General features: G+C 60.2%; 11 protein-coding genes. 8 read left to right on the top strand and 3 right to left on the bottom strand.

All coding sequences use genetic code 11. From position 1 onward, the window contains the following. Nucleotides 1–156: 156 nt before the first annotated feature. Nucleotides 157–504, top strand: coding sequence for an HNH nuclease YajD (gene yajD / locus AC3WOK_RS03750; RefSeq protein WP_006808895.1), 348 nt, complete (start codon nt 157–159; stop codon nt 502–504). A gap of 53 nt (nt 505–557) precedes the next feature. Continuing rightward, nucleotides 558–827 (top strand): hypothetical protein, encoded by a 270-nt coding sequence (locus tag AC3WOK_RS03745; protein WP_063431576.1) that lies wholly within the window; start codon nt 558–560, stop codon nt 825–827. Between the two features lie 12 nt (nt 828–839). On the opposite strand, the gene AC3WOK_RS03740 is transcribed toward AC3WOK_RS03745, so the two are convergent. Continuing rightward, nucleotides 840–1,625, bottom strand: coding sequence for a MipA/OmpV family protein (locus tag AC3WOK_RS03740; protein WP_492353972.1), 786 nt, complete (start codon nt 1,623–1,625; stop codon nt 840–842). A 124-nt stretch (nt 1,626–1,749) separates the two neighbouring features. On the opposite strand from AC3WOK_RS03740, the gene AC3WOK_RS03735 reads away from it, so the two are divergent. The 4 genes from AC3WOK_RS03735 to AC3WOK_RS03720 all read left to right on the top strand — a co-directional run bounded on the left by AC3WOK_RS03735 (nt 1,750) and on the right by AC3WOK_RS03720 (nt 7,939). Further along, nucleotides 1,750–2,445 (top strand): response regulator, encoded by a 696-nt coding sequence (locus AC3WOK_RS03735; RefSeq protein WP_047348735.1) that lies wholly within the window; start codon nt 1,750–1,752, stop codon nt 2,443–2,445. Next, complete coding sequence (locus AC3WOK_RS03730) at nt 2,442–3,638, top strand: sensor histidine kinase (RefSeq protein ID WP_492353971.1); 1,197 nt, start codon at nt 2,442–2,444, stop codon at nt 3,636–3,638. The genes AC3WOK_RS03735 and AC3WOK_RS03730 overlap by 4 nt, the downstream gene beginning before the upstream one ends. A gap of 78 nt (nt 3,639–3,716) precedes the next feature. Next, the gene (locus AC3WOK_RS03725) at nt 3,717–4,865 is read left to right on the top strand and encodes an efflux RND transporter periplasmic adaptor subunit (RefSeq protein WP_492353970.1); all 1,149 of its coding nucleotides are present in this window, start codon (nt 3,717–3,719) and stop codon (nt 4,863–4,865) included. Further along, nucleotides 4,862–7,939: an efflux RND transporter permease subunit gene (locus AC3WOK_RS03720; RefSeq protein WP_492353969.1), complete on the top strand. Its 3,078-nt coding sequence runs from the start codon at nt 4,862–4,864 to the stop codon at nt 7,937–7,939. Before AC3WOK_RS03725 ends, AC3WOK_RS03720 begins: the two co-directional genes overlap by 4 nt. A gap of 22 nt (nt 7,940–7,961) precedes the next feature. Here AC3WOK_RS03720 and AC3WOK_RS03715 read toward each other — a convergent pair whose 3' ends face one another. Beyond that, the gene (locus AC3WOK_RS03715; protein WP_063956104.1) at nt 7,962–8,729 is read right to left on the bottom strand and encodes an arylamine N-acetyltransferase family protein; all 768 of its coding nucleotides are present in this window, start codon (nt 8,727–8,729) and stop codon (nt 7,962–7,964) included. 96 nt (nt 8,730–8,825) lie between these two features. On the opposite strand from AC3WOK_RS03715, the gene AC3WOK_RS03710 reads away from it, so the two are divergent. Next, complete coding sequence (locus tag AC3WOK_RS03710) at nt 8,826–10,280, top strand: aminotransferase-like domain-containing protein (protein WP_447855529.1); 1,455 nt, start codon at nt 8,826–8,828, stop codon at nt 10,278–10,280. Here the strand turns inward: AC3WOK_RS03710 and AC3WOK_RS03705 are convergent. Further along, entirely contained in the window at nt 10,252–11,136 is an 885-nt protein-coding gene (locus AC3WOK_RS03705) for a LysR family transcriptional regulator (protein WP_492353968.1), read from the bottom strand. The genes AC3WOK_RS03710 and AC3WOK_RS03705 overlap by 29 nt on opposite strands. Before the next feature lie 135 nt (nt 11,137–11,271). Here AC3WOK_RS03705 and AC3WOK_RS03700 point away from each other — a divergent pair, with 135 nt between their 5' ends. Then, nucleotides 11,272–12,252: an NAD(P)H-dependent flavin oxidoreductase gene (locus tag AC3WOK_RS03700; RefSeq protein WP_063956100.1), complete on the top strand. Its 981-nt coding sequence runs from the start codon at nt 11,272–11,274 to the stop codon at nt 12,250–12,252. The last annotated feature ends 36 nt before the right edge of the window (nt 12,253–12,288 follow it).

Raw genomic sequence — 12,288 nt, 5'->3', positions numbered from 1 at the left:
TTACGTACTCGTTACTTTACGCATTACCTGCGGAGAATAAATGCCGTTTATTTAACGGAATGATTCAAATAAATTGATTGAATGGAGGGGTTCGTCATTACCATTCATAATGAGATATAATATTCCCCACTCTTTTTATGGCAGGTAAAACCGGCAATGGCTTTGATCCCCAAAAACTACGCGCGGCTGGAAAGCGGCTATCGCGAAAAAGCATTAAAAATCTATCCATGGGTGTGTGGACGCTGCTCGCGCGAGTTTGTCTATTCCAATCTGCGTGAACTCACGGTTCACCATATCGATCACGACCATACCAACAACCCGGAAGATGGCAGCAACTGGGAGCTGCTGTGCCTGTTTTGCCACGATCACGAACATTCGAAATACACCGAAGCGGATCAGTACGGTACCACCGTGGTTGCCGGCGAAGACGCGCAAAAAGACGTGGGCGTCGCCACGTTTAATCCCTTTGCTGATTTAAAAGCGATGATGAATAAGAAGAAATAATCGTTCACCGCCCATACCTGCCGTATGGGCGGCTCAGGAAAAGGATATATGCCATGGACACCCTCCGCTGCTACTGGGATACGTTTTATACCGCCTACGGTTTACTTTTCACGAGAATAATTATCCTCATACTTCTGGTCTGGCTGTGTCATGATTTTCTGCGCCGCATAAGGAAAAATGCCGCGGACGCCACAGGCCCGATCGCAGAAGCCGATGCCCGGGAGCGTTATCAATGGCGTTTTCAGCTGTGGTCATTGCGAACGGTACAGATCCTCTGCCTGCTCTCTCTTTTCTGGATGCTTATTAAGGGACTCTTTGCCTGACCCTTTATCTGGTTAAAATGTCCAGGTGATTGCGGCGGTTGCAGACCCCTCATTGCGCCGCATCACGATCGGGCTGTCATTCGCATGGTCGCCAAGCCAGGTATAGTCCGCGCTCAGAACAGTTCCCCAGTGAGCATCGAACTGATGGCTCCAGGTCAGACTGGTGTCGATGCCATAAAATCCACCCGTCGCAGCATAGCGGCGATAGCCGGTGCGGCGGCTCTGCTGCTCGCTCACCCCATACCAGGTATTCAGATAACGGCTGTCACCAAACAGGGCCGCAGACTGAAAGGCGATCGTGTCCTGGCTATTTTGTACCGGGATCAGCGTCACGGAGGCCTGATAGCTTCCCCCCTGGCTGTCCGTAAACGGCAGCGTGGCTCTGCCCTCAACGCTCACCCAGGACGCGGCCTGCCAGCCAACGGCAAGGCCGGTATTCAGGGTGGCGTCAATGTCCCCCATCCCTTTCAGGTTGTTTGCCCCCTCACGCCAGCCGGAGTTTTTATCTGCCCTTCCGAAGTCATAGCCCAGCGACTGTTCAAAATACCAACCGCTGTCGTTTTGCAGGTCATATCCCACTCCTTTTTGCGCATCAATAAAGAAAGCGCCTTTGCGTCCCTGCAGCACAGGAACCACCTGCCACACCTGCTTGTCTGAGCCTGAGTAACGCGGGGCATACTGTCCCCCCAGCCCGACGGTTAAGGAGTCGGACGCGGTGTCATCATCCGCCTGCGCGCCGGGTGCCGCGACCATCAGAAGCGGGACGGACATATACAGGACTTTTTTTATCGCTATCATACTGCTCTCCATACAGACGCTGGCGTCTCCTGAGAAAGGAACAGCCACACAATGTTGGCGCAGTATGATTTGCCAGAATCAATGAATCGTCGGGATAGTGTTAAGAAACGGTCAAGGTGAACGGATGTTGTCCAGAAGAGTGCTGATTATTGAAGATGACGCCGACGCGGCTGGCGTGCTCGAGGCCTATTTACGGCGTGAAAATTACGACGTGGCCATTACCGGAGACGGTCTTTCCGGGCTGGATATGGCGCAGCGGTGGAAACCCGACCTCATCCTGCTGGATGTGATGCTGCCGGGGCTCAACGGCACCGAAGTGCTGGCGGGCCTGCGCCGTAAAAGCGACGTACCGGTGATCATGGTTACGGCCATGGGGGATACCCCCGATCGCATTGGCGCCCTGCGCTACGGCGCCGATGATTACGTTGTTAAACCTTATCATCCGGGCGAAGTGGTAGCGCGGGTGCAGGCGGTGCTGCGGCGCAGCAGTAAAAAAGAGACAGAGGAAAAGATACTTCGCTGGCAAACGCTGGCGGTGGATGTCGCCGCCATTGTGGCGAGCGTGGATAACGGCGACGGCGCGCCTGTGATGCTCGATCTTACGCCAACAGAATTCTCTCTGCTGGCAACGCTGCTGCGCTCGCCTGCGCACCCGTTTTCACGCCAGTATCTACTGGAGCACTGCTTGCCGGAAAGCGAGGCGCTGGAGCGCGTAGTCGACACCCATATTTATAACCTGCGTAAAAAACTGGAGGCCGTCGGTATTTCCGGCGTGCTGATCAACGTTCGCGGCGTGGGTTACAGGTTCAGACAGCCATGATAAAACGCCGGCACTCCTCTCTGTGGCGCTGGATTTGCGCGCGCATCTTAGCGCTGGCCATCGGCAGCGTGATTGTCATTGCAACCTGCATGTGGCTGCGCTATGCGGTCCAGAACTACTGGATCATGGGCCGGATGCCGGCGGCGGTCCGACACGAATTTCTTACCCTCAGCCAGAACCCGCAGGCTAACCCGGCCCTCTTCCACACGATTGTGGACACCTGGTGGGGCCTGAGCTACTCCACGCCGTCCATCGCGTCGGCGGACTGGGTCACGGTGGCGCTGCTGGTGCTGGTGATGATCCCGTTTATTGTGGTGATGGGGCTAAAACACGCCCGGCCGCTGGCGCTGCAGTTCAGCCGTCTTCGCGACGCGGCAAAGGATGTCGCCGAAGGGCAGTTTGGCCGTCAGGCAGAGCTCATCAAAGATGCACCGGCGGAAATGGTCAGCTTCGCGGCGGACTTTAACTCCATGACGGGGCAACTGGCCCGCTATGAGAAAGAGCTCCGCGCCTCACACGTGGCGATGGCGCACGAGCTGCGCTCGCCTCTGACGGCCGCCATCGGGCGTCTGCAGGGCATGTTAGACGGCGTGTTTGATGCCAGCCCCGCGCAGCTGGGAATGGTGATGAAGCAGCTCCAGCACCTCAACCGTCTCACCGATGAGCTCCACCTTCTCTCTCTGGCCGACGCGGGTAACCTGGTGCTGGAGGACCAGCCGTTCTGTCTGGATGAGCTGATTCAGGAGCGGGCAGCCTGGATCGTGCCCCAGGCCGATGCGCATCATTTCAGGATAACGCTGCGTAACCCGCGCACCTGCCCCTTCCGGGGCGATGCGTTCCGGATGGGACAGGTCGTTACCATCCTTATGGAAAATGCACTACGTTACGGACGCGAAGGCGGCCACCTTGAGGTGACGCTGCACTACGCCCGCGGGCATTACACCCTCGAATTTACCGATGACGGACCGGGCGTCTCGCCCCAGTTCTTGCCGGAAATGTTTAAACGCTTTAGCCGCGAGGAGCAGTCCCGCGCGCGGCATTCCGGCGGCAGCGGCCTCGGTTTGTCCATCGCCCGGGCGATTTGTCAGGCGCATGGGGGAGAAATTAGCGCGTCATTACCGGAAACAGGCGGCCTTGCGGTGCGCATTGTATTGCCCTGGCATCCGTTCGATAATAAAAATCTCCACTCTTGATAAAGCCTTGACACAACATCGAATCTTTCTCGACGTAGCGCGCATTAAATAACGCCATTACCTTTATGGAGCGGCGTTATGTCAGACGAATTTATACTCTCTCTCCGCCACTGCCTGCATCATTTGTACGGCGTGGCGCGCACCCTTTCCTGGCTGCATTTTCTTCCCCTGGCGCTGCTTGCGCTGGCGATTTTTCCGCTGACGGGCTGCGGTGATAAACACGAAAACAAGCCTGACCCAGTGCATACGGTGCGCTACGTCGTCGTTGGCACCGCTCAATCCCTGCCCGCGCTGGAAAGAACCGGTGAGATCCATGCCCACGATGAAACGACGCTGAGCTTTCGCACCGGGGGCCGGATACTGACGCGTAGCGTCGATATTGGTGACAGTGTCACAGCCGGGCAGCTGCTGGCCACGCTTGAAAATACGACCGGGCAAAACCAGCTCGACAGCGCCGCGGCCGACTATGAAGGCGCCAAAGCCTCTGCGCAGGTCGCCGCGCTCAACGTCAGTCGGATGCAAAAGCTCATGCCAACAGGCGCCATAGCCCGCACGCAGCTCGACAGCGCCCGGGCGGACTGGCTTGTCGCCAGCGCGCGCTTAAAAAGGAGCGAGGCCACATGGCGTAACGCGCGGGAAAGCCTGGGCTGGACGCGCCTGCTCGCCCCGCAAGCGGGCACGATCACGGCCGTGAGCGCCTCTGCGGGACAGGTTGTCAGCGACGGCCAGTCCGTGCTGACGCTGGCGACCGGTGAAGCCCGCGACGTGGCGTTTGATATTGCTACGCCCGATGCGATCCCTCCTCTGGATAAGGCGGATCTACGGGTTTCCCTCCTCAGCGACCCATCGGTACAGGCGGCTGCCGCGCTGCGGGATATCACCCCGCAGGCCGATCCTCAGACCCGCACGTGGCGCGTCAGAGCTACCCTGAAAAATCCGCCGCAGGCCATGGCGCTGGGCGCCAGCGTCACCGTGACGTTACCCTCCGCCGCCCCGCACGGGTACGCCCTTCCCGCGTCGGCGCTAACGCGTGCCGGCAACAAACCGGCGGTTTTTGTGATTACCCCGCAGGCGCGGGCGCAGCTGCGCGTGGTGGTGCCCGCCTGCTATACGGCCACCTCCGTTATGATTGCCTCCGGCCTTAAGCCCGGCGACAGGGTGATTACGGCTGGCGTGAGCACATTACGCTCCGGCGAGCCGGTGGTGCCCGGGGAGGTTCAGCCATGAGCGCAGGCGCGGAAGCGAAATTTAACCTCTCCGCCTGGGCGCTTAAGAACCAGCAAATGGTCAGCTTTTTCATGCTGCTGGTGATCGCGGTGGGCGTGTTCTGCTATGAAAAGCTGCCGCGTAACGAAGATCCGGCATTCACCATTAAAACGGCCGTCGTCTCCGCGCAGTGGCCGGGAGCATCCGTGGCGGACACCACCCGCCTGCTGACCGATAACCTTGAAAAAAAGCTGCAGGAAACGCCCTGGCTGGATTATCTCGAAAGTGAAACCCGGGCCGGACGCACCGTTATCCACGTCAACCTCCGTGACGATACGCCCCCGCAGGACGTGCCGGACATCTGGTATCAGATCCGCAAAAAAATGCAGGACATCGCCACATCCCTCCCTGAAGGGGTGCAGGGCCCTGCCGTGGACGACGAGTTTGACGACACGTTCGGCACAATCTATGCCTTTATTCCCGAGGGTTTCACCCTGCGGGAGGTGCGGGATCGCGCAGAGACACTACGTCGAGAGCTTATGTCCCTGCCGGATATGGGCAAAACCACCCTGCTGGGCGAACAGCAGGAGCAGTGGGTCCTCGCCTTTTCTCCGGCGCGTCTGGCCGGTATGGGGCTCGATATTCAGGAGGTTGCCGACGCACTCCGGGCGCAAAACGCGGTTGTCCCGGCAGGGATTATGCGTACCGGGCAGGAGAACATCGCGATAAAGGTCAGCGGGGCGCTCACCACCGAAGAGAGCCTGCGCGCCGTCACGCTGCACGTTAACAATCGCTATATTCCGCTGACCGACATTGCCACCGTCACCCGGGAAATCGCCGATCCACCGGCCCCCGCTTACCGGGTGAACGGCAAACCAGCGATCGGGCTGGCGGTGTCGATGGCGCCAACGGGCAACATGCTGCGTTTCGGCGCGGCGCTTAACGCAAAAATGGCGGCGCTCAGCGCCGGGCTGCCGCACGGTATAGAGATGGTGAAAGTCGCCGATCAGTCCGCGGTGGTCAGTGACGCGGTAAGCGGGTTTATTCGGGTGCTTATCGAAGCCGTTGTCATCGTGCTGGCAGTCTCATTTGTCTCGCTGGGTTTACGGGCAGGGCTGGTGGTGGCAACGGCCATTCCGCTGGTGCTCGCCATGACGTTTGCCGGCATGATGCTCGCCGGCATCGGCCTTCAGCGCATCTCGCTCGGGGCGTTGATCATTGCGCTGGGCCTGCTGGTGGATGACGCCATGATCGCCGTCGAAACGATGGTCTCCCGGCTGGAAGCCGGTGATTCCCGCCTGAACGCGGCCACCTGGGCCTTCCGGACGACGGCATTTCCGATGCTCACCGGTACCCTGGTGATGATTGCCGGCTTTATTCCCGTTGGTTTTGCGGCCTCCAGCGCCGGTGAATACTGCTTCTCCCTGTTTGCGGTGGTGCTCATCGCCCTGCTCTGCTCCTGGGCCGTCGCGATCCTCTTTTCGCCGCTGACGGGCACGTGGCTGCTGCCGGAAAAAATCAGGCATCGCGCATCGGGCCCCGGCAGGATCGCGCGCGGTTACGGACGGCTTTTGCGCCTGGCACTGCGTCACCGGCTCGCCACGGTGCTGTTTGCGCTTGCCGCGCTGGGCCTGTCGGCGTACGGCACGACGTTTATGCAGGGCGAGTTTTTCCCCGCCTCCGACCGGTCCGAGCTGCTGGTTAGCCTGACGCTTCCGGCCAACGCCTCGCAGCCGGAAACGCTCAGACAGGTGAAAAGGCTGGAAAAGGCGCTGGCCAGCAACGGCAACATCGATCGCTACACGACCTACGTCGGGTCGGGCGCCATCCGTTTTTACCTGCCGATGGACGTGCTGCTGGAAAATGAAAATATCGCCCAGATGGTTGTGGTGGCGAAGGATCTTGCGGCGCGGGATCGCCTGCATGCGCAGCTGAACCATATCCTGGCGACGCAATTTAGCGACATCGTTACGCGCGTGTCGCCCCTTGAGCTGGGGCCTCCCGTCGGCTGGCCAATCAAATACCGGGTGAGCGGGCCGGATTATCTGCAGGTCCGGGCGCTCGCGAACCGTCTCACGGACGCAATTGGCCGTTCGCCGCTCTCCCGCGACGTTAACCAGACGGCCGGAGAGCCGGAGAGGGTCATAACCCTTGAGGTGAATCAGACGGCGGCCAGGGCGGCGGGCATATCGTCTGAGAGTCTGGCCCGCACGCTGAATACCGTCTGGTCCGGCAGCGTTGTCACCTCGGTCAGGGATAACGACCGCCTCGTTGACGTGGTGCTCCGGGCCGCGGACAGCGCGCGCCGCAGCACCGCTACCCTCTCCTCGCTCACGATTCAGGGCAATGACGGTAAAAAAATTCCGCTCAGCGCCGTCGCGACGCCGGTCTGGGGCGTGGACGATCCGGTCGTCTGGCGTCGGCAGCGTCTGCCTTTTATCACGGTGCAAACCGACCTCGCCCCGGGGCTGAGGGCAGAAGCGGTATCCGCAGCGCTGCGCCCGGCGATCGACAAGCTGCGCGCGGACCTGCCGGCCGGTTACAGCATCGAGGAAGGCGGCGCGGTTGCCGAATCGGATAAGGGGAATAGCTCCGTCTTTAGCGTTCTTCCGGTGACGCTGGTCATCATGCTGTTGCTGCTGATGCTTCAGCTGCGGCGATACTCCCGGATGCTGCTGGCGCTCCTGATGGCTCCGTTTGGTTTGCCGGGGATCGTGCTGGCTATGCTCCCCGGCGGAACGCCGATGGGGTTTGTCGCGCTGCTGGGCGTCATCGCCCTGGCGGGGATGATCGTGCGTAACGCGGTAATATTGATTAGCGAAGTTGACAGCAATCTTGCTCAGGGGATGGCAAACGATGCCGCGATTATGGCGGCCGCAGAGCACCGGGCCAGACCCATCTGTCTGACCGCCTGTGCCGCCATTCTGGGGATGATCCCCATCTCTCACCAGGTGTTCTGGGGCCCAATGGCCTATGCCATTATTGGAGGACTGCTGGCTGCGACGCTGGTGACGCTGACCGTATTGCCCGCGTCGTTTAGCCTGCTGCTACAGTGGGGGACTCAGCGCAAAGCCTCAGCGGACGGGCCGGGCTGAGCCCCCATCGCTTCCCGGCAGATTATGCGGCGGTCAGCGAAAAACGGTCTTTCAGGACATGGCGGATCTCCTCCTCCGCCAGCCGCTGCGTTTCAGTGCCGTTCGCCGTGATGGTTTTCAGCACATCGCCCAGTAAAATCTGGCGTCCTTCCGGGCGATGCTGCACCACCACCAGCTTTTGCACAAAGATGGCATCCGGGTGCGTGGAGTTAAGGTAGTTGGCCGGGACGAAATCAATCCACTCCTGGGGGGTAAGATCGAAGCCGTACTGCCGGGCCCACTCTCCCTCAACCTTCGCCTGAAGCAGATACTCGCCCTCAGCGCTACGGCTCAGTCGAAACGTGTCGAAATCCTGGGTGATATCCACATCAAGCGCGTCCAGCGCCATCGGGGCGCGGATGCCGTAACTGCCGAAGCCAAGATCGCAAAGCCACTGGCGACCCTCCACGTCCGCGATGATCGCCATATGGGTTTTCGGCCGCCGCGCCGGGTAGAACATCGGGCGCGCCGCCACGAAACGGTAAGGAATACCTAACGCCGCCAGCGCCATGGCAAAAAGCCCGTTCACCTCATAGCAGTAGCCGCCGCGCCCCCGCGTTAACACCTTATCGGCAATATCGTCCGGCGCCAGCGAGACAACTTTGCCCGCCTGCACGTCCAGATTCTCAAAGGGAACGGAAAAGAGCTGATGGCGCATCAGCGCATGCAGGGTCGCCGTGTCGGCAGCCGCCGGTCCGGTGTAGTTTATGCGTTTGAAATACGTGGAAATGTTGAAATTATCGCTGTGCATAATGCCTCCTTGTCCTGAACATGCCGGACACTATAGATGGCGCGCATCATTGGCTGTATAGTCAGTTTTATCGAAAATTAGCCTGAACAGATACCCATGTCTGCCCCGTCACCATCGTCCCCACGCTATCGCCGAATTGCCGAGATGCTGCGCCTCACGCTGACGTCCGGCGCGCTGCGCGCCGGCGACCGCATGATCTCCGCGCGTAAACTGGCCGAACGCGAGCGCGTTAGCCTTCCGACGGCGCTGGAGGCCCTTCGCTGCCTGGAGGCTGAAGGGCTGATCGTTGCGCGGCCGCGTTCAGGTTATTACATCCGCCAGACCAGCCTCGCTCCGCGCGTGGAGCCCGCGCGTTCCCCACCAGGCCCGGTCCCCGTCACCATGTCCGCCGTGGCCCGCTCGCTGTTCAGCAGTGCAGAAGCGCGCCTGGTCCCGCTGGGCGCCGCCCTGCCCGATCCCGCCTGGCTACCGGGAGACGCGCTGCAGCGGGCGTTGCACTCTGCGGGACGTCGCCTGGACGCGCACGGGCAGAGCTATAGCCTGCCTCCGGGGCGGGGAGATTTACGCAGTAAAATTGCCGCGCGTGCCGCGCAGTGGGGAGCCCCGTTCGGCGCGGATGACCTGATTATCACCGCGGGCGCGACGCAGGCGCTGCGCCTGGCCCTTCGGGCCGTATGTCAGCCAGGCGATGTCGTGGCGATTGAACAGCCGGCCTATTTTGGTACGCTCCTGCTGCTGGAGGATTTAGGCCTGAAGGCCTTAGCGATCCCCACCGACCCTGTGGAAGGCCTGCTGCTGGAACCGCTGGCGGACGCCATTCGCTGCCACCGCCCCGCTGCCGTTCTGGCCTCGCCCACCGTGCAAAACCCGTTAGGTGCCACTATGCCCGTCGCGCGCAAGCAGGAACTGGTTGCCCTGCTTGAAGAGGCGGGTATTCCTTTGATTGAGGACGATGTTTACGGTGACCTGGTCGGCGAAGGGCAGCGTCCTCCGGCCTGTAAGGCATTCGATCGCAGCGGGAACGTGATTTACTGCAGTTCGCTGTCTAAAACGCTTGCGCCGGGCTGGCGAATCGGCTGGATTGCCGCCGGACGCTACCACGCGCAGGTCTTACAGGCCCGCATGGCCGGAGACTGGGCAGGCACGCCGCTGCTGGAAGCCGCAGCGTGCGAGATGCTGGCAAGCGGCGACTACGATCGTCACCTGCGGCGGCTAAAGCGGCGGATCGCAGAGGGAATACGCGCCGTCGTGGCGCGGGTCGAAGCCAGTTTCCCACCCGGTACGCGCATTAACGTACCCGCAGCCGGTTTTCTGCTGTGGGTGGAGCTCCCTCAGCAGGTCAACGCGCTGGAGGTGCATCGCCGCGCGCTGGCGCTGGGGATTGGCGTCAGCCCTGGCCCCCTGTTTTCCCCGGGTGCAGAATTAACGCATTTTCTGCGGCTAAACTGCGCAAACGAACCCACGCCCCGCCTGCTTAACGCCGTCGAACAGATTGGCGCGCTGTGTCACGCGCTGGCTGTTTTCACACCAGACTCTCCAGCCACTCGGTAAAGACCCGCACCTTACGGGAGAGATGGCGATGTGGGTAGAGCAGTGACAGCTTGCGGTCCGGGGAGCGATAGTCCGGCAGGACCTCAACCAGCAGGCCGCGGTCAAGGTAAGGCTGGAGAAAGAGGTTCATCCCCTGCATTAACCCCAGCCCGGCCAGGCCTGCCGCGATGTAGGCCTCGGAGTTATCCACGACAAGCTTACCGGGCAGCGCAATCTCAGCAATGCCTTCTGGCGTGCTGAACGTCCACGGATGAATTTGTCTGCTGCTGTTATTAATCCAGTTGATGGCCTGATGCTTTCGCAAATCATCCAGCGTTTCTGGCGTACCGTGTTGTGCCAGCCAGGCCGGGCTGGCACAGGTCGTAATTTTAATGTTCCCGATTTTACGCGCGATATAGTCGCCGTCGTCCAGCTCCCCTACCCGCAGCACGCAGTCTAGTCCGTCCCGCAGCATATCTCGACGGCGGTCCGAGCTGCTCAGAATGATGTCAATCTCGGGATGCTGGCGATAAAAATCAGGCAGGTTGGGTATCACCCGCAGCGCCGCAAGAGAGATGGGCATATCCACACGCAGTTGACCGTGTATTGCCCGGTCAGCGCCAAACGACTCCAGTAATTCATCCGCCTGCGCCAGCAGGGGTTTGCTCCGGCGATAAAACGCTTCCCCATCCGGCGTCAGGCTAATCCGACGCGTGGTGCGTTGCAGTAGCCGCGTGCCGCTGTGCTGCTCCAGAAGCTGTAGCGCTTTGGTGACGGCCGGACGATGGACCTGCAAATTCTCCGCCGCCTGGGTAAGGCTCCCGGATTCGACAATCTCAATAAAAATTCTAATGGATTCAAAGAGGTTTATTTGCATAAGGGATACTTTTGCCGCGAGCAGGATAAGATTATTGTTATTAATTTTATAACAGTGATGAATATTTTTGGCTATTTTTCCTAACAATCTTGCGCCTTACACTCTCCTCCATTCAAACGTAAGGGAGAGTCTGCTGTGAAAAATAACCGTATCTGTCAGATCCTGGGTATCGAAAAACCTGTTATTCAGGGACCACTGTCCTGGCTCACTGACGCCCGCTTAGTCGCTGCGGTCAGCAATGCCGGCGGGCTTGGCGTGCTGGGCCCCAACGCGGGCTTAACCGCCGACACTGCGGTCTCCACGCCGGAAGAGACCGCCGAAAAAATGCGGGAAGAAATTCGTAAAACGAAGCAGCTGACCGAAAAGCCCTTTGGCGTGAACCTGATCCCCACGGCCGTTAACGACGTCTGGACAGGGCCTATCCTTCAGGTGGTGAAAGAGGAAGGCGTCAGGGCCGTGGTGTATACGGGCTATGGGGAAGGCAGCATTATTCCGGCGCTGTTCAGTGAGCTAAAAGAGGCGGGCATCGCCATCATCTACCGCGACATCAACCCCACCCCGGAAAACACCCGCCTCGCGGAAGACCTGGGCGCAGACATTATCGTTGCCACCGGTTTTGACGAGGGCGGAACGCTACCCGCCACGGCGCTTGGCACCTTTTCCATCGTGCCGCTGATTGCCGATGCCGTGAAGCACATTCCGGTGATGGCGGCGGGCGGCATAACCGATAATCGCACCGCCAGAGCGGCGCACGCCTTAGGCGCTGAAGGCGTGTTTGCCGGTTCGGTCTTTATCAGTACGGAAGAAAGCCGCGTGCCGCAGAGCGTCAAAGAGAAAATTGTTGCCGCCAACGGCCTCGATTTGCTGCTTTTCCGCACCGTGCCCCATTACTACCGCGCTCTTCCCGGCAGGCTGGCGGAAAAACTGGCGGCGATGGATAAAGCTGGCGCAAGCAACGACGCGCTGGGCAAGGCGATGGGAGGATTACGGGGCCTGCGCCTGGGCATGCTGGAAGATAACACCGATGAGGGCTATATCGCGCTCGGCACGGGGATTGGGAATATTCACAGCGTGAAAAGCGTAGCTGAGGTGGTTAATGCGTTAACGGTTGAGTAAACCCTTAACCCTGATGCTCCGGACGCTGCCCACGGG

This window comes from Enterobacter sp. FW301-JW81 (genome assembly GCF_058788735.1).
The sequence above is the reverse complement of the archived record's forward strand: the minus strand, read 5'-3'. Positions and strand labels throughout refer to the sequence as shown.